17 protein-coding genes are annotated in these 16,238 nt (G+C 59.5%); 8 read left to right on the forward strand and 9 right to left on the reverse strand.

Annotated elements, in window-relative coordinates; genetic code table 11:
- Nucleotides 1-71: 71 nt before the first annotated feature.
- The 3 genes from cgtA to rplU form a co-directional block, all read right to left on the reverse strand.
- Nucleotides 72-1,295: an Obg family GTPase CgtA gene (gene cgtA / locus C6Y56_RS24595; protein ID WP_169431983.1), complete on the reverse strand. Its 1,224-nt coding sequence runs from the start codon at nucleotides 1,293-1,295 to the stop codon at nucleotides 72-74.
- Nucleotides 1,296-1,488: 193 nt separating this feature from the next.
- The gene (gene rpmA, locus C6Y56_RS24600; protein ID WP_003228360.1) at nucleotides 1,489-1,746 is read right to left on the reverse strand and encodes a 50S ribosomal protein L27; all 258 of its coding nucleotides are present in this window, start codon (nucleotides 1,744-1,746) and stop codon (nucleotides 1,489-1,491) included.
- Nucleotides 1,747-1,781: 35 nt separating this feature from the next.
- Nucleotides 1,782-2,093 (reverse strand): 50S ribosomal protein L21, encoded by a 312-nt coding sequence (rplU, locus tag C6Y56_RS24605; protein ID WP_003228361.1) that lies wholly within the window; start codon nucleotides 2,091-2,093, stop codon nucleotides 1,782-1,784.
- Between the two features lie 241 nt (nucleotides 2,094-2,334).
- Between rplU and C6Y56_RS24610 the strand changes: the two genes are divergently transcribed.
- From C6Y56_RS24610 to C6Y56_RS24620, 3 genes are all read left to right on the forward strand, one after another.
- Nucleotides 2,335-3,303 (forward strand): polyprenyl synthetase family protein, encoded by a 969-nt coding sequence (locus C6Y56_RS24610; protein WP_169431984.1) that lies wholly within the window; start codon nucleotides 2,335-2,337, stop codon nucleotides 3,301-3,303.
- Nucleotides 3,304-3,428: 125 nt separating this feature from the next.
- The gene (locus C6Y56_RS24615) at nucleotides 3,429-3,770 is read left to right on the forward strand and encodes a zinc ribbon domain-containing protein YjdM (RefSeq protein WP_007950963.1); all 342 of its coding nucleotides are present in this window, start codon (nucleotides 3,429-3,431) and stop codon (nucleotides 3,768-3,770) included.
- Between the two features lie 207 nt (nucleotides 3,771-3,977).
- Nucleotides 3,978-4,235: a PA4570 family protein gene (locus tag C6Y56_RS24620; protein ID WP_039771721.1), complete on the forward strand. Its 258-nt coding sequence runs from the start codon at nucleotides 3,978-3,980 to the stop codon at nucleotides 4,233-4,235.
- 49 nt (nucleotides 4,236-4,284) lie between these two features.
- On the opposite strand, the gene C6Y56_RS24625 is transcribed toward C6Y56_RS24620, so the two are convergent.
- The 3 genes from C6Y56_RS24625 to C6Y56_RS24635 form a co-directional block, all read right to left on the reverse strand.
- Nucleotides 4,285-4,902 (reverse strand): FKBP-type peptidyl-prolyl cis-trans isomerase, encoded by a 618-nt coding sequence (locus C6Y56_RS24625; RefSeq protein WP_085689724.1) that lies wholly within the window; start codon nucleotides 4,900-4,902, stop codon nucleotides 4,285-4,287.
- A 126-nt stretch (nucleotides 4,903-5,028) separates the two neighbouring features.
- On the reverse strand, nucleotides 5,029-5,334 hold the full coding sequence (locus C6Y56_RS24630) for a DUF6482 family protein (protein WP_169431985.1): 306 nt from the start codon (nucleotides 5,332-5,334) through the stop codon (nucleotides 5,029-5,031).
- Nucleotides 5,335-5,469: 135 nt separating this feature from the next.
- The gene (locus C6Y56_RS24635; RefSeq protein WP_007950967.1) at nucleotides 5,470-5,958 is read right to left on the reverse strand and encodes a TIGR00645 family protein; all 489 of its coding nucleotides are present in this window, start codon (nucleotides 5,956-5,958) and stop codon (nucleotides 5,470-5,472) included.
- A gap of 162 nt (nucleotides 5,959-6,120) precedes the next feature.
- Here C6Y56_RS24635 and C6Y56_RS24640 point away from each other — a divergent pair, with 162 nt between their 5' ends.
- Nucleotides 6,121-7,950: a hypothetical protein gene (locus tag C6Y56_RS24640; protein ID WP_169431986.1), complete on the forward strand. Its 1,830-nt coding sequence runs from the start codon at nucleotides 6,121-6,123 to the stop codon at nucleotides 7,948-7,950.
- A gap of 6 nt (nucleotides 7,951-7,956) precedes the next feature.
- Here the strand turns inward: C6Y56_RS24640 and C6Y56_RS24645 are convergent, their stop codons facing one another.
- Both C6Y56_RS24645 and C6Y56_RS24650 read right to left on the reverse strand, forming a co-directional pair.
- Complete coding sequence (locus C6Y56_RS24645; protein ID WP_169431987.1) at nucleotides 7,957-8,286, reverse strand: hypothetical protein; 330 nt, start codon at nucleotides 8,284-8,286, stop codon at nucleotides 7,957-7,959.
- Nucleotides 8,287-8,528: 242 nt separating this feature from the next.
- The gene (locus tag C6Y56_RS24650; RefSeq protein ID WP_169431988.1) at nucleotides 8,529-10,967 is read right to left on the reverse strand and encodes a Lon protease family protein; all 2,439 of its coding nucleotides are present in this window, start codon (nucleotides 10,965-10,967) and stop codon (nucleotides 8,529-8,531) included.
- A 302-nt stretch (nucleotides 10,968-11,269) separates the two neighbouring features.
- Here C6Y56_RS24650 and C6Y56_RS24655 point away from each other — a divergent pair, with 302 nt between their 5' ends.
- The 4 genes from C6Y56_RS24655 (at nucleotide 11,270) to C6Y56_RS24670 (ending at nucleotide 14,713) form a co-directional block, all read left to right on the forward strand.
- Entirely contained in the window at nucleotides 11,270-11,758 is a 489-nt protein-coding gene (locus C6Y56_RS24655; protein ID WP_007950971.1) for a DUF3015 domain-containing protein, read from the forward strand.
- 95 nt (nucleotides 11,759-11,853) lie between these two features.
- On the forward strand, nucleotides 11,854-13,707 hold the full coding sequence (locus C6Y56_RS24660; protein ID WP_169431989.1) for an Lnb N-terminal periplasmic domain-containing protein: 1,854 nt from the start codon (nucleotides 11,854-11,856) through the stop codon (nucleotides 13,705-13,707).
- 84 nt (nucleotides 13,708-13,791) lie between these two features.
- Entirely contained in the window at nucleotides 13,792-14,148 is a 357-nt protein-coding gene (locus C6Y56_RS24665; protein WP_169431990.1) for a hypothetical protein, read from the forward strand.
- Between the two features lie 70 nt (nucleotides 14,149-14,218).
- Nucleotides 14,219-14,713 (forward strand): GreA/GreB family elongation factor, encoded by a 495-nt coding sequence (locus C6Y56_RS24670; protein ID WP_169431991.1) that lies wholly within the window; start codon nucleotides 14,219-14,221, stop codon nucleotides 14,711-14,713.
- Here C6Y56_RS24670 and gdhA read toward each other — a convergent pair.
- Nucleotides 14,710-16,047 carry an NADP-specific glutamate dehydrogenase gene (gene gdhA / locus C6Y56_RS24675; RefSeq protein WP_169431992.1) on the reverse strand — a complete coding sequence of 446 codons (1,338 nt, stop codon included), beginning with the start codon at nucleotides 16,045-16,047 and terminating at the stop codon, nucleotides 14,710-14,712. The genes C6Y56_RS24670 and gdhA overlap by 4 nt on opposite strands.
- Between the last annotated feature and the right edge of the window lie 191 nt (nucleotides 16,048-16,238).

The raw sequence follows: 16,238 nt of genomic DNA on the forward strand, positions 1-16,238 counted from the left end.
GTGACCAACAATCGATTTCCAGATACCAAAACGCCGCTCGATTGAGCGGCGCTTAAGTTTACTTCAACGAATCAGTCACGCACGTAAATGATTTCCGGACCGTCTTCGTCATCCACATCTTCTTCATCCCAGTCATCGTCACCGATGTCGTGGACCGACTTCACGCCACTGCGACGCAGGGCACGCTTGTCATCCAGCGCCTGCAACTGGGCACGGGCCTCGTCTTCGATGCGCTGATCGAGATCGGCCAGCTCTTCCTTGTAGGCCGGGTCATTGGCCAGGCGATCGGCACGATCTTCCAGGTAGCGCATGATGTCGCGCGTCAGGCGTTCGGTGCCTTCTTTGGCGATGGCCGAGATCACGTAGACCGGACCTTCCCATTGCAGACGATCGACAATTTCCTTGACGCGCTCTTCGTGCTCTTCTTCAAGGATCTGGTCGCACTTGTTCAGCACCAGCCAGCGGTCACGCTCCGCCAGGGAGGGGCTGAACTTGATCAGTTCGTTGACGATCACTTCAGCGGCGTCAGGCGCACTGCTTTCGTCCAGCGGCGCCATGTCCACGAGGTGCAGCAGCAGACGGGTACGCGCCAAGTGCTTGAGGAAACGGATACCGAGACCAGCGCCGTCGGAAGCACCTTCGATCAGACCCGGAATGTCGGCGATGACGAAGCTTTTCCAGCGGTCGACGCTGACCACACCCAGGTTCGGCACCAGCGTGGTGAACGGGTAATCGGCGACTTTCGGCTTGGCGGCCGACACGGAACGGATAAAGGTACTTTTACCGGCGTTCGGCAGACCCAGCAGGCCGACGTCAGCCAGAACCTTCATCTCCAGCTTCAGGTCACGCTGCTCGCCCGGCTTGCCCGGCGTGGTCTGGCGCGGCGCACGGTTGGTACTGGATTTGAAACGGGTATTGCCCAGACCGTGCCAGCCGCCCTGCACCACCATCAGTTTCTGACCGGACTTGGTCAGGTCGCCGATGACTTCCTGGGTAGCAGAGTCGATGATGGTGGTACCAACCGGCACACGCAGGATCAGATCCTCACCCTTCTTGCCGGTGCAGTCGGTGCTGCCGCCGTTGGAGCCACGCTCGGCATCGAAGTGCCGGGTGTAACGGTAGTCCACCAGGGTGTTGAGGTTTTCGTCGGCCATCATGTAGATGGAACCGCCGTCACCGCCATCACCACCGTTCGGACCGCCGTTTTCAATGAATTTTTCCCGACGGAAACTCATGCAGCCATTGCCGCCGTCGCCAGCCTTTACGCGGATCGATACTTCATCAACAAACTTCATAACCAACGCCTCTCGCCGTACGGACGAGCCGAAAAACAATCAAGACATAAGACTCTTGCAAAAATGAGCGCAGCGACCCCAATCCACGACCTGCATCGCACGCCGGCAGCCCATACAAACAGCTTTGCAAGAGACTCACCCCACAAACGAAAAAGCCCCGTCGCAAGACAGGGCTTCTCCAGCACTCTCGCAGTTAGGCTGCGACAACGCTCACGTAACGACGACCGAAGGCGCCTTTTACTTCAAACTTGATCACGCCTTCGATTTTCGCGAAGAGGGTGTGATCCTTACCCATGCCAACGCCGTAACCAGCGTGGAATTGGGTGCCGCGCTGACGCACGATGATGTTGCCGGCCTTGATGACCTGGCCGCCATACATCTTCACGCCAAGGCGTTTGGCTTCTGAGTCGCGACCGTTACGGGTACTACCACCAGCTTTTTTGTGTGCCATGAGTTCAATTCTCCTAGTGAGGAATTAGGCTGTAATTAAGCCTGAATACCGGTGATTTTGATCTCGGTGAACCACTGGCGGTGGCCCATACGCTTCATGTGGTGCTTACGGCGACGGAACTTGATGATGCGGACTTTATCGTGACGACCTTGGGAGATCACTTCAGCCTTGACGGTTGCGCCAGCAACAACAGGTGCGCCGATGTTCACGTCGTCGCCATTGGCGACCAACAGAACGCGGTCAAAAGTCACGGATTCGCCAGTAGCGACTTCCAGTTTTTCGATCTTCAGGTATTCACCTTCAGCGACCTTGTATTGCTTACCGCCGGTAACGATTACTGCGTACATGGTATTTCTCCGATAATCCTGCTCACCCAGCTCTTTATAAGAAGAGGTATTGGCTGGCATGGCTGCATGGGGCTGGAACGGCCCAAGTGCAATTGCGTAAGGCAGGTGCTGCCCAGGAAGTTCAGGGTGCGCGATTGTACGCAAGCCTTCGAAGTCATGCAAGGGGCCGTCCATCGCGCCTTGACAGGCCCGGACGTGGGTCCTAGCATGCCGCGCAACCCTTCTGGAGCACCTGTCGCTGATGCAACCCCAAGCTTTCTACCGCGCGGTGGCGGACGATTTTAGCGCCGTCGACGGCATCATCAAGAAGCAGCTGACTTCCCGAGTGCCGCTGGTATCGAAAATCGGCGATTACATCACGTCGGCCGGCGGCAAACGCTTGCGCCCTTTATTGGTGCTGCTGTGTGGCAAGGCCCTGGGTCGCGAAGGCGACGACATGCGTCTGCTGGCCGCCACCATCGAATTCCTGCACACCGCCACCCTGCTGCATGACGACGTGGTCGACATGTCCGGCATGCGCCGTGGCCGTTCGACCGCCAACGCCATGTGGGGCAATGCCCCGAGCGTGCTGGTCGGCGATTTCCTGTACTCGCGTTCGTTCGAAATGATGGTCGAACTGGGTTCGATGCCGGTGATGAAGATCCTGTCCCAGGCCACGCGCATCATCGCCGAAGGCGAAGTGCTGCAGCTGTCCAAGGTTCGCGACGCGAGCACCACCGAAGAAACCTACATGGAAGTCATCCGCGGCAAGACCGCGATGCTGTTCGAGGCTTCGACCCACAGCGCCGCAGCGCTGGCCGGTGCGACCGCCGAGCAGAGCGAAGCCCTGCGCACCTTCGGCGATCACCTGGGCGTGGCGTTTCAGCTGGTCGACGACCTGCTCGACTACAAGGGCGACGCCGAAACCCTGGGCAAGAACGTCGGTGACGATCTGGCCGAAGGCAAGCCGACCCTGCCGCTGATCTACACCATGCGCGAAGGCACGCCAGAGCAAGCTGCACTGGTACGTCAGGCGATCCAGAAAGGCGGGATCGAAGACCTGGAAAGCATCCGCATTGCCGTGGAAGCGTCCGGTTCGCTTGAATACACCGCACAACTGGCTCGCGACTACGTGGCCCGTGCGATCAACTGCCTCGAAGTATTGCCGGCCAGCGAATACCGCGATGCACTGGTTGAACTGAGCGAGTTCGCGGTCGCCCGCACGCACTGATCAACGCCGCGCAATCAAGAAACCGCAGCCTCCGTCGGAGCCTGCGGTTTTTTGTTGCCTGCCATCAGGGATTAAAACCCTATACAATGTGCGACTTTTAACGATCCTCTCTCCAAGGAGCCTTAGTGAGCACGTTGCCACCCTGCCCGAAATGCAATTCCGAATACACCTACGAAGACGGCACCCAACTGGTGTGCCCGGAGTGCGCCCACGAGTGGTCTGCCGGCGGTGAAGCCGAAGTCGCGTCCGATGATGCCGTGAAGAAAGATTCGGTCGGCAACGTCCTGCAGGACGGCGACACCATCACGGTGATCAAGGACCTGAAGGTCAAGGGCACCTCGCTGGTGGTCAAGGTCGGCACCAAGGTCAAGAACATCCGCCTTTGCGACGGCGACCACGACATCGACTGCAAGATCGACGGCATCGGCCCGATGAAACTCAAATCCGAGTTCGTCAGAAAAGTCTGAACCTGCTGTCTTCCATCCCGCGCCCGTCGTGGGATGGAGCTTCACCCTCTCCCGCTATACCCCACAAAACCAGGCAATAGCCAAATGCCAGCCGTTTTGACCTTACGCAATCTTTACCCATAAAAAATCACGAACCGCCAATAGGCGCTTGCTATTTGACGAATAAGAATTATTCTCATTGAAACCCTTTCAATGGAGATGAGAACCATGACTTATTTGATCGACGCCTGGCTGGATCGCCCGCACCCGTACCTCAGGATCCTGCATCGGGAAACCGGCGAAGTCTGCGCGGTACTGGAAGAAGAGGCCCTGCACGAGTTGCAGGATCAAGGGGATCTGGACGTCAGCGGCCTGAGTTCCAGCGAACCGTTGGTGCTCAAGGAGCTGGTGCGCAATCTGTTCCTGTTCTGCTATGCCCGGGCCTTGCGCCCGACCAGTGAACTGCATCACAAGATCGAAGTATGAGAACGGCGGAGAAACCCTGCACAAGCCACGCTTGTGCAGGGTAACGGGATTACAGAACGTCGAGCAGCTCGACGTCGAACACCAGAACGCTGTGCGGCGGGATGCTGCCAACGCCTTGAGCGCCGTAAGCCAGTTCGCTCGGCACGTACAGACGCCACTTGCTGCCGGCATTCATCAGTTGCAGGGCTTCGGTCCAGCCGGCGATCACGCCGCCGACCGGGAACTCTGCCGGCTGGCCACGCTCGTAGGAGCTGTCGAACACAGTGCCGTCGATCAGCGTGCCGTGGTAGTGAGTACGCACGGTGTCTTCACGGGATGGCTTGGCGCCTTCGCCCTGAGTCAGCACTTCGAATTGCAGACCGGAAGCCAGAGTGGTGATGCCGTCTTTCTTGGCGTTTTCAGCCAGGAACGCACGACCTTCGCCAGCGGCGGCTTCGGCCTTGGCAGCGGCTTCGGCTTGCATGATCTCGCGGATCACCTTGAAGCTGGCGGACAGCTCTTCCTGACCCACGCGGCTTGGCTTGCCCGCGAATGCGTCAGTCAGACCGGCCAGGATGGCGTCCAGGCTGACACCCGGTGGCGGGTTGTCGCGCAGCTGGTCACCCAGCTGACGGCCGATACCGTAGCTGACGCGGGTTTCGTCGGTGGACAGATTTACTTCGGACATGACACTGCTCCGCTGTGCGGACGGCCTCAGGACATGCCGTGCGTGCACAGCGCGTCCCGGCGCGCCCGGAACCAAAAGGGCGAGCAGACTAGCACAGATGTTCCGCCATTGATCAGGCCCTGGAGCCTACAGTGCCGAGCGCCAGGCCAGCGGCACTTTCAGGCTTTCTTCGCCGCTGGCACCAAGACCGCACATTTCATCATGTACCGAGGTGTGGACCAGGTTGAACGGCAGCACCGGAAGGTTGTGCAGGACATCCCGGGCATGCTCCACCGAGCGCAGCATCAGCATCTTGCCCTGGGGATCGCTCAACGGGTACGCCGCGCCGTGCATCCGCGCCTCGAGCAGGTAGATTCCGCCCTCCATGGAGATCAGGTTCAGCTCATCGACCTTCCTGGCGATGGCAAACGCATTCAACTCTTGCAGGTTCATGAACGCACCTCACGCTGTAGCGAGCCGGGACGCTTACAGGGATATGCCTCGGCGCTACAAAGTACAAGCCACAAATGACACCGCCCGTCTGTTTCGCAACAGACGGGCGGTTTTGTTACAGCCATCGACAGCTCATCAATGCTTGGTGAGCTTGTCCAGATAACCCATGGCGAACGCCGAGATCACGAAAGTCATGTGGATAATCACGTACCACATCAGGTGCTCGGGATCGACGTTCTTGGCATCCATGAAGATCCGCAGCAGGTGGATCGAGGAAATCGCCACGATCGACGCCGCCACTTTCATCTTCAGCGACGAGGAGTCCATGGTGCCCAGCCAGCTGAGCTTTTCCTTGCCTTCGTCGATATTCAGCTCGGACACGAAGTTCTCGTAGCCGGAAATCATCACCATCACCAGCAAACCGCCGACCAGCGCCATGTCGATCAGCGACAGCAGCACCAGAATCAGCTCGGACTCGGCCATGGAGAAGACGTTGGGAATGACATGAAACACTTCCTGGAAGAATTTCAATGCCAGCGCCAGCAACCCGAGGGACAGCCCGATATAGATCGGCGCCAGCAGCCAGCGCGTGGCGTACATTGCGTTTTCGATAAAGCGTTCCATTGACTCTCACACAAGAAGGGTTGTAATCGGCGGCGAGTATACCAGCCCCCCATGACAGCCAGAAACCGCCCGAAAATCCGCCACCTGCGTGTGTGTGTCAAAGTTTTTCTGCTAGTGTCCAAACCATTGACAGCCCAGCGACAGTGGACAGGACGACTGGAAATGGATGTGCGATTGCCGTTAACGACTGCCGGAATTTGCCTAGCCTTATCGATCGGCGGCTGCTCGCCCGGCGAGGAAAAACACCCGCTCAGCCTAGAACAGAAGACTGCGCAGTTCGAACAGTCGCTGGACGCCATCACCGACCCGAAACTCAAGGATGCCGTGACCGAACTCGGCGGCTCGCTACTGCTCCTGGAGCGCGCGCAGCAACGTCTCGACAACAAACCGCCCAGAACCGAATACGGTGAAGACGCCCTCGGCGTGCTCAAGCATTACCCCACTCCCCAGGCGCTGGTCGATACCTTCATCAACGGCCTGTTCGTGCTCCACAAGGATGCCAGCTCCGACTACCTGACCGACCTGCAGCCGGTGTTTCCCTTCAATCTCAATATCCCCGGCGGGTTTCTGTTCCCCCATGGCGTTGAGTGGCAATCGGTGACGTTGAGCAACAAACGGGTGATCACCTACCAGCCGGAATGGTCGGAAACCGATCCGGGCATTCAACTGAGTCCGTCCAGCTCCAATATCACCAACCCCGACGACCTGACCGTGACCTACCCGTTCATCGAGGGTCTGGACGTCGACAAGAAAACCCGGCCGCGTCCTGTGAGCCTGCAAGGTCAGGTGGAAGTCATCGCCCCGAAACGCCTGCACCGTTTCGATCTGGGCAAACAGGACGTCGGCCAGACCCGGACCGACGCCAACCTCAGCGTGACCCTGTTGAAGCTGGAAAAGAACTACGCCGAAGTCGAATTCAGCAACCATCTGCCGCTCGCCCCGGAAGTCGCCAACACGCCGCTCAACCCGCTGATCGTCCAGGCCCGTGACAGCACCGGCCAGTATCTGGCGCGAGCCGGCGCCATCAATGAAAGCCCCGAGCAGATCGCCTTCTATCAAAAACAACTGACGCACCTGCAACAGCAAAAGGCCTGGAGCGAGGATCTCGAGAAACAGCTGAACGACGACCAGCGCGCCTTCGAACAGCAGCATACGCGCCGTTACAACAAGGTCTACTTCAACGGGCCGATCGATACCCTTGAAGTCAGCGTGCTGGACTTCTCCGAGGCGACCGTCACCCGCAGGCCACTGGACCTGCCGATCCGCGAATTCAACGCGCACACCACGGCGAAAACCGTGCAGCCGCTGGATCTGGCGATCACCGTCTACGACGACCAGGCGCCCAACTGGCTAAAAGGTGCATCACTGACCGAGGACGAGCTGAAAAAAAGCATTCATATCCGCCAGTCAGTGGAAGAGCCCAGCGCCGCGCGCATCGAGTTCGATCACCGCAAAACCTTCAATGACGAGTTGCTGGGCGACGACCTGGCTCCCGGCGAAAGCCCGGTGACGTTCTTCACCGAAAAACACAACGGCAAACTCGACGAGCCGATCGAATTGCCGGCCGAGGCGTATCAGGTGGATCCGCTGCAAGCGACCATCACTTATGACTTGAACCTATTTCCGGAAACCCCGGCAGTGGCCGTCGGTTCGATGCCCTTATTCCTCGCCACGGTGGCGAAACAGTCCTACGAAGCCAAGGCATTGCCCAAGGGCCTGGACATCAGGAACAACGAACTGGTGGTGGACCTGAAATTGTTTCCGGCCAACGAATGGCGATTCTTCGTCAAGGATGACAGCGGCAACTACCTGAAGCAGATCCTTTCGGTCAGCCACGACGCGGGCGCAGAAGGCCCGGCGCTGTTCGGCGTGCACTATTTCTACGGCCGTCCGACGCAGGTGGAAACCTATCATCGAATCGACCTCGTCACTGTGCAGTACGGCTTTGAGGTCAAGCTCGAGAAGGCGCAGACCCAGGGCGCTGCGCCTTGATCGGCGCTAATGATCGAAAATGCCGATATTGCGTCCACGTCCGCCATTGATCTGCCGTAACTGGGCTTGCAGGTGCAAGGACCAGATCTGCGGATCATTGGCCAGTTCGTAGCCGTGCATCGTCAGGCTTTCGACGATGGTATCGAGGATCGATTCGGCAGCGACCGGCCCGTGGAACGGGCCCTGGGCCTTGATGGCGGAAGGTTGTTCACCGGCCATGCCGGCGGCAAAGAGCAAAGTCCACATGCCGGTATCGCCGGCCAACGGCTTGATGGCGCATTCGATTCGGGTTACGAGACCCAGGCACTGACGGGTGAGGCAGAGGTTGCGCGACATGGCGGCGACCCTCGGTAAAGCCGGTGTTCAGCCCTTGCTGAAGGACTGTTTCGATCCCGTGATACTGTCGATGTCCTTGAGCTGAGAATAGAAGAAAAGTCCGCCGCGCCAACCGCGCAGAACCAGAAGGCGCCGAATGGTCATTGTGTGAATATTGACGCCAGAGTGATGGCACTTTTGCCGACGTTCGCGACAAAACAAAATGGGAGCACAAGGCTCCCATTTATGTTCTGCAGCCTGGCTTACGCCGGCTTGGCCTCGGCCAGCGCCTCCTGCGCCAGTTCCTTCTCGGCCTCTTTCAGGTCTTCTTCGCTGATCATTTCGGCAATCACCCGCAGACGCTCCACCACGCGCGCGTTGACGCTGCCTTCCGGGAACTCGCCATTCTCGTTCGGCTCACCGGCAGGCTCACCCACCAGCAGGCTCAGCGCTTCATCTGCCTGACGCACCGCATAAACATGGAACTGCCCTGCACGCACTGCAGCCAACACTTTCTCGTCGAGCATCAGCGTGGCGACGTTGGCGTGAGGAATGATTGCGCCTTGCTCACCTGTCAGTCCACGTGCTTCACAGAGACGGAAAAAGCCTTCGATCTTCTCGTTGACCCCACCCACCGCCTGCACTTCGCCGAACTGGTTGATCGATCCGGTGATGGCAAAACACTGCTTGAGCGGGGTTTTCGACAAGGCCGAAATCAGCGTGCACGCCTCGCCCAGCGACGCACTGTCGCCATCGACGTAGCCGTAGGACTGCTCCAGCGCGATGCTGGCGGAAATCGCCAGCGGGAATTCCTGGGCGTAACGGCTGCCCAGATACCCGGTGAGAATCATCACGCCCTTGGAGTGAATCGGCTGACCGAGGTTGACCTCGCGCTCGATGTCGACGATGCCGCTGCCGCCCGGGTAGACCGTGGCGGAAATCCGCGCCGGCACCCCGAACGCCGAGTCACCGACTTCGAGCACGGTCAGGCCGTTGCACTTGCCGACCGCCGCGCCGTCGGTGTCGATCAGGATGATCCCTGCCAGCATGTCGTCGAGAATCCGTGCCGACACACGGCCGGTGCGGGTAGCCTTGGCCTTCAGGGCGCGTTCGATGTGGCCCGCGTCGGTCATTTCATCGCTGGCCAGGTGACGAATGAAATCCGCCTCGCTGACCAGCTGGAACAGATCGCCGATCCGCGCCGACAACCGCCCCTGATGCTCGGCCAGACGCGCGCTGTAAGTCGCCAGACGCGCCACCGCGTCGGCGGTCAGCGGCGCCATGCCTTCTTCCGAAGTACGGGTTTTCAGCAACTGGGCAAACTGCTCCAGACTCTCGTCGACCATCGGGATGTCTTCGTCGAAATCCACCAGAACACGGAACATCTCCTGGAAGTCCGGATCGAGGTCCTGCAGCGTGTAGTACAGCTGACGCGCGCCAATGATGATCACTTTGACATTCAACGGAATGAACTGTGGGTTGAGCGTCATGGTAGCGAAACGCCCCATCTCGCCCAGCGGCGATTCCATTTTCAGCTTGCGCGATTGCAGGGCGCGCTTGAGCGCATCCCATACGAATGGCTCGCCGAGCATTTTTTCCGCTTCGAGGATCAGGAAACCACCGTTTGCGCGGTGCAGCGCACCCGGACGCAACTGACGATAGGTGGTGTAGAGCGCGCCTTGATCGGTGGTGTATTCGATGCGGCCGAACAGGTTTTCGTAGGTCGGATGCGGCTCAAATACCACCGGTGCACCGCCACTGTGTGGATGACCGACCACCAGGCTCGGCGCGTATTGTTCTTCCAGCAGCTTGCGCGCGACCGCATCGGTCTTGCTGTCATCGACCAATTGCTCGACCACGGTTTTCAGCAGATACACCTGCATCGCTTGCAGGTAACCGCAGACGGCCGCGTTTTCCGCGTACTTCTCCGACAGCGGTGCGAGCAAAGGCTGCAAGGCCAGGGTGATGGTTTCTTCATTGAGCTGACGCAGTTGGTTGCTCGATTCGCGTTTCCACTGCGGCAGGCTCGCCAATTCTTCGTTCAGGCGTTCTTCGAGGCCGGAAATATCGTCGTGAAAGCGTTCGCGCTCGGCTTCCGGCAACTGGGCGAATTCGGCTTCGTCCAGCGCCTTGCCCTCAAGCATCGGGGTGAAGGCGATGTTGCTGCTGTCGCGGTACAGGGCGACGTCTTTTTCCAGGGCCAGACGTTCGATGACGTCCAGTGCCTTGTCGTAGCGCTGATTGAAGGCGCGGTCGATGGCGCTCTTCTTCTGCTGGTAGGACGGGTGTTCGAACACCGCAGGAAAGGTCGCCAGCAGGTTGTCGATCAGGCCGTTGATGTCGCCGATGAAGGCACCGGCGCTGCCCGATGGCAATTCCAGGGCGCGGGGTTCGCGCGGCTCATCGAAATTGTTGACGTAGACCCAGTCCGCCGGGGTCTGCAGGCGTTTGCCTTCGGCCTTCAGGTAGCGTTTGACGAACGAGAAACGGCCGGTGCCGGGCTCGCCCATGACGAATACGTTGTAACCGGGGCGTGGCATGGCCACACCGAACTGCAAGGCTTCGACCGCACGTTCCTGGCCAAGCACACCGCGAAAGGGCTCCAGATCATTGGTGGTAGTGAAGCTGAACTGTTCAGCGGAAAACGGACGGGTCAGCGCTTCGGGCGCTAGACGCAAGCTGGCAGCAACAGGATCAGGCATCGGACTTCCTTAACAATCAGGCGGGGCAGATAGCGGCATTCTGGCGCTGCCCGAGCCCCACTGGCAAGGCGCGCCACACGACACAAAGCATAGACAGCCGCCCTGCCCGCGGCCCGGTCCCGTGAAACCGGGGTTTATTCCAAATATTGTGCAAAAACTCACGGAACCCTCGGAACGTGCCTAAACTCCAAACTGCGCGGCTGGAACTAATACCGGCCCACTGGCTTCGTCTGGATCTGTTTCGTACAGAGCTTGGGGGCCAGAACCCTGTCCATTGGTATGCACACAAAGAGAACAAAGCTATGAAACGGATTCTTCTCGGTACTCTCTTCACCGCTGTATCCATCAACGCAATGGCGCAAGCTCCAGGCGGCCCGGATTGCGGCTGGGGCAACATGCTGTTCGAAGGTCAGCGTGGCACTCCGGCTCACTTCCTGGCATCCACCACCAACGGCACCTCCGGCAACGCCACGTTCGGCATGACATCCGGTACCAACGGTTGCTCCACCAACGCCTCGCTGACCTATGGCGGCAAATCCTGGTTTGCCATGAATGGCATGATGAACGAGCTGTCCGAAGACATGGCAAAAGGCAACGGCGAAGCGCTGACGACCTATGCCGTGGTACTGGGCGTGGCGCCGGAAGACCGTGCGCACTTCGCCGCCGTCACTCACGAGCACTTTCAGCAGATCTTCAGCAAGGCTGACGTGACTGCCGAAGACGTGCATACCAACACCCTGGCCGTGCTGAAAGCAGACCCTCGTCTGGCCAAGTACGCCACTCAGGCTTAAGCTCGGCCCCACCCGCTTCTTTCGGGAAGCGGGTTTTATTTTTTCGGCCCGCCCTTCCTTGGGTCTTTTGTTTCTTTCGACTTAAGTTGCCACCTATGCTCAAACGCCTTGCCTGGCTGGCGCTGTGTGTCTGCGCCCCGCTGTCCGCCGCGCCTCACATCGACCCTCAACGTTTGCAGCAACTGGCCAGCGACCGCTTCTGGATTTCCCTCGGTCATTACGAAACCGCCAAGCTCGGTGGCTGGCGCAGCTACGTCAGCGACAAAAAATTCTTCCTCGCTCCCGATGGCAACGAACACCCCGACCATGAACTGGCCGCCACCGTGCAAGCGCTGTACGCCCCCGCCCGTCTCGGTGAGCAACACGCCCAGTGCGTCTACCCGGCACGCACCCGCTGGCTGAAAGATCAACTCAACCTGACCGACCTGCCGACACCGGACTGCAGCGAATTCAAGAAGTGGTTCAAGGACGTCTCGCCCCACAGCGCGGTGATGATTTTCCCGGCGGCCTATCTCAACAGCCCGTCGTCGATGTTCGGTCACACCCTGCTGCGTATCGACCAGGCTGACGTACAGAGCGACAAGACGTCGCTGCTCAGTTACGCGATCAACTTCGGCGCCTACATCGAAGGTTCGGACAACAGCATTCTTTACGCCTGGAAAGGCCTGATGGGCGGTTATCCGGGGCTGTTCGCACTGGTGCCCTATCAGGAAAAACTCTCGGAATACCGCAGCCTGGAAAACCGCGACCTGTGGGAGTACCGGCTCAACCTGACGCAAGCAGAAACCGCACGCATGGTCGAGCATGTGTGGGAGTTGAAGCAGATTCAGTTCGACTATTTCTTCTTCGACGAAAACTGTTCCTATCGCCTGCTCGAACTGTTGCAGGTGGCACGCCCGAGCCTGCGCCTGACAGAACAGTTCCCGCTGACGGCGATCCCCACCGACACCGTCAAGGCGGTAAAGGAGTCCGGGCTGGTAGAGAGCATCGAATACCGCCCTTCCCGCGAGCGTGAATTGCTCAGCCGCGCCGAGCCACTGACCGGCCAAGAACAAGACTGGGTACAGAAAGTCAGCGCCGACCAGCAGCATTTGCAGGATCCAGCCTTCCAGGCCCTGCCCCGCGACCGCCAAGCGCTGATCATCGACGCCGCGTATCGGCTGGAACGCTACCGCGCCAACGGCCAGGAGCGTGATCCACAGCGAGCGCAGCGCAGTTTCGAACTGCTGCGGGCGATCAACAAGAACCCGGCGCCGGAGCTGCAAATCCCACAACCGGGCCTGCCCGAAGACGGCCACGAATCGCGCACCTGGCAGGCCGGTCTCGGCACGCGCGGAGACCGTGCGTTCGGCGAGTACGGCTTGCGCATGGCCTATCACGATCTCAACGACAACGCCGAAAGTTTCCCCCTCGGCGCGCAGATCGAAATCCTGCAGATGAAGCTGCGCCAGTACGAAGGCAATCACTGGCAATTCCAGCAGCTGGATCTGGCGACCATCCGCTCGCTGACGCCGCGCAATGCGCTGTTGCAGCCGCTGTCGTGGCAAGTTACCGGTGGCCTTGAACGTGTACCGGGCAAGCATGACGACGAAAACCTGGTCAGCCACGTCAATGGCGGCGGTGGCGGAACCTGGGCGCTGGGTGACGATGTGCTCGGTTTTGCCCTCGGCACGGTGCGCGTTGAACACAACAATGATTTCGCCGAATTCGTTTCCCCGGCAGGCGGTTTCAATACCGGCGTGCTTTGGAAGAACCCGTTGGGCAATCTCAGTGTGGAGGCCAAGGGCGATTACTTCTTCAATGGTGAAGTGCGCCGCAGTCTGAGTCTGAACCAGCAGTGGGAATTGTCGCGCAACCTCGGCTTGCGCCTGAGTGCCCAGCGCGAGTTCAGCCATCTGGCAACGCCGGAGACCGAGGTGATGCTGGAAGTGAAGTGGTATCACTACTGAGGTTTTGATCTTTCTTTCACGCCCCATCGACGAATCCGCTTCTAGACTTTCCCTATCAGCCGTTTGACGGCCCGGGAGAGTGTGATGTGGCGGTGTGCGGGGTTTGTGGGCGTGTTGCTGTTGCTGGGTGGCTGTCAGAGCACCCACGAAGACCTGATTGCCAAAGGTTATCCACCGGCGTTCGCCGACGGTTTCGATGACGGTTGCATCAGCGGTCGTCAGGCAGCCGGCTCGATCAGCGGCGAGTTTCGCAAGAACGTGCCGCGTTATCTCAAGGACAAGCAATACGCCGAAGGCTGGAGCGACGGTTTCCGGCAGTGTCAGGCGATGCTGGAAAACAAGGATCGCGAACAGTATCGCAACGAACACTGGGACGAACGCGAACGCGCCTGGCAGCAGGAAAAGGACCAGGGTGCCGCGCGGGCCTATCGTTCGCAGTAGGTCGTTTCCAGACATCCGGTGAAACCAAATGCCTGCGACCATGGCCCAACGGTTGTAACAGGAGCCCATCATGAGTCGCGCCTTCGTCAACGAAGACAACGCCGCTGCGCAAGCCGATCAGCCAGTCGAACGGCAGATCAGCACGCAGCCCAATTACGTCACGCCACAAGGACTTGCCCAGTTGCAGGCGAAAGTTGCCGAGCTGCAGGCGCTGCACACAGAAGAGTCCGCAAAGGGCGAACAGGCCGACAAACAGCGGCTGGCTGATCTCGAACGGGATTTGCGTTATTTCAATCAGCGGGTCGGCAGCGCTCAGGTCGCACCAGCTCCGACGTCCAACGAAAAGGTGCAGATCGGCAGTTGGGTCACCTACGCCGACGAACACAACACCGAGCGTCGGGTGCAACTGGTCGGCGAAGATCAGGCCGATGCCGCCAACGGCCTGATCAACTGGGCCTCACCGCTGGGCCGCGCGCTGCTTGGCGCACGACTCAACGACGAAGTGCTGTGGCAGCGTCCGGCCGGTAATCAACTGATCGAAGTGATCCGTATCGACCTGTCTTAAACCACTCCTTGCGCCAACATCGCGTCGGCGACCTTGACGAACCCGGCGATGTTCGCGCCTTTGACGTAGTTGATCCGGCCGTTTTCCTCACCGTAATGCACACAGGCGTGGTGGATCGACTGCATGATCGCGTGCAACTTGTTGTCTACCTCACCCGCCGTCCACAACAGGCGCATGGCATTCTGCGACATTTCCAGGCCGCTGACTGCCACACCGCCGGCATTCGATGCCTTGCCCGGCGCAAACAGAATGCCCGCCTCGATAAAGATATCCACAGCCTCAAGGGTGGTCGGCATGTTCGCGCCCTCGGCCACGCACACACAGCCGTTGCGCAGCAGGGTGCGGGCAGCTTCGGCGTCGAGTTCGTTCTGGGTCGCGCACGGCAGCGCGATATCGCACGGCAACGACCATGGCAGTTGACCGGCGCGGAACTCCAGGCCGAATGCCGTCGCCAGTTCGCTGATCCGCCCACGCTTGACGTTCTTCAGTTCCAGCAGCGCCAGCCACTGCTCTTCGCTCAGACCCGCTTCGCAATACAGCGTGCCTTCGGAGTCGGACAGGGAAATCACCTTGCCGCCCAGGTCCATCACTTTGCGAGCGGCGTATTGTGCAACGTTGCCGGATCCGGAAATCGCCACGCGCTTGCCTTCGACGGTCTGCTCGCGGCGCTTGAGCATTTCTTCGGCGAAGTACACGCAACCGAAACCCGTGGCTTCCGGGCGGATCAGGCTGCCGCCATAGGTCATGCCCTTGCCGGTCAGCACGCTGGTGAACTGGTTGCTCAGGCGTTTGTACTGACCGAACAGAAAACCGATCTCCCGTGCGCCGACACCGATATCGCCGGCCGGCACGTCCACGTCGGCGCCGATGTGCCGGTACAGTTCGCTCATGAATGCCTGGCAGAAACGCATGACTTCGGCGTCGCTCTTGCCCTTCGGATCGAAATCCGAACCGCCCTTGCCGCCGCCCATGGGCAGCGAGGTCAGGGCGTTCTTGAAGGTCTGCTCGAAGGCGAGGAATTTCAGCACGCCCAGATTCACCGAAGGGTGGAAGCGCAAACCGCCCTTGTACGGGCCGATGGCGCTGTTCATCTGGATGCGGAAACCGCGATTGACCTGGACCTTGCCCTGATCGTCGACCCACGACACCCGGAACACCACCGCCCGCTCCGGCTCGCAGAGGCGCTCCAGAATTCCCGAGGGCAGATAGTGCGGATTGGCTTCGAGAAACGGCCACAGGCTGCGCAGGACTTCTTCAACGGCCTGGTGGAATTCGGGCTGATCCGGATCGCGTTTTTTCAGACGGGCGAGGAAGGATTCGACGGATTCGATCATGGGAAAAGTCTCGGCAAATGTGTTGTCGTTGGAAGAGATTGAGCCGGACTGTAACAAACGATATGTACACAGCAACAGAATAAAATGTCGCATTTATGAAAACAAATAGTACACAGGCTGTAATTTCAGACCTGCATCGACTGTTAATCCGCCATCGCTGGCAAGCCAGCTCCCACAGAGTTTGCGCCTTG

Source organism: Pseudomonas fluorescens (genome assembly GCF_012974785.1).
Lineage (GTDB): Bacteria > Pseudomonadota > Gammaproteobacteria > Pseudomonadales > Pseudomonadaceae > Aquipseudomonas > Aquipseudomonas fluorescens_BT.

Bases quoted from the DNA above. Each gene is read 5' to 3' on its own strand.
- C6Y56_RS24630 (WP_169431985.1), bottom strand. From the start codon at position 5,334: ATGAACCTGCAAGAGTTGAATGCGTTTGCCATCGCCAGGAAGGTCGAT.
- C6Y56_RS24650 (WP_169431988.1), bottom strand. From the start codon at position 10,967: ATGCCTGATCCTGTTGCTGCCAGCTTGCGTCTAGCGCCCGAAGCGCTG.
- C6Y56_RS24665 (WP_169431990.1), top strand. From the start codon at position 13,792: ATGTGGCGGTGTGCGGGGTTTGTGGGCGTGTTGCTGTTGCTGGGTGGC.
- C6Y56_RS24610 (WP_169431984.1), top strand. From the start codon at position 2,335: ATGCAACCCCAAGCTTTCTACCGCGCGGTGGCGGACGATTTTAGCGCC.
- rplU (WP_003228361.1), bottom strand. From the start codon at position 2,093: ATGTACGCAGTAATCGTTACCGGCGGTAAGCAATACAAGGTCGCTGAA.
- rpmA (WP_003228360.1), bottom strand. From the start codon at position 1,746: ATGGCACACAAAAAAGCTGGTGGTAGTACCCGTAACGGTCGCGACTCA.
- C6Y56_RS24645 (WP_169431987.1), bottom strand. From the start codon at position 8,286: ATGTCGCGCAACCTCTGCCTCACCCGTCAGTGCCTGGGTCTCGTAACC.
- C6Y56_RS24670 (WP_169431991.1), top strand. From the start codon at position 14,219: ATGAGTCGCGCCTTCGTCAACGAAGACAACGCCGCTGCGCAAGCCGAT.
- C6Y56_RS24640 (WP_169431986.1), top strand. From the start codon at position 6,121: ATGGATGTGCGATTGCCGTTAACGACTGCCGGAATTTGCCTAGCCTTA.
- C6Y56_RS24620 (WP_039771721.1), top strand. From the start codon at position 3,978: ATGACTTATTTGATCGACGCCTGGCTGGATCGCCCGCACCCGTACCTC.
- gdhA (WP_169431992.1), bottom strand. From the start codon at position 16,047: ATGATCGAATCCGTCGAATCCTTCCTCGCCCGTCTGAAAAAACGCGAT.
- C6Y56_RS24655 (WP_007950971.1), top strand. From the start codon at position 11,270: ATGAAACGGATTCTTCTCGGTACTCTCTTCACCGCTGTATCCATCAAC.
- cgtA (WP_169431983.1), bottom strand. From the start codon at position 1,295: ATGAAGTTTGTTGATGAAGTATCGATCCGCGTAAAGGCTGGCGACGGC.
- C6Y56_RS24635 (WP_007950967.1), bottom strand. From the start codon at position 5,958: ATGGAACGCTTTATCGAAAACGCAATGTACGCCACGCGCTGGCTGCTG.
- C6Y56_RS24660 (WP_169431989.1), top strand. From the start codon at position 11,854: ATGCTCAAACGCCTTGCCTGGCTGGCGCTGTGTGTCTGCGCCCCGCTG.
- C6Y56_RS24625 (WP_085689724.1), bottom strand. From the start codon at position 4,902: ATGTCCGAAGTAAATCTGTCCACCGACGAAACCCGCGTCAGCTACGGT.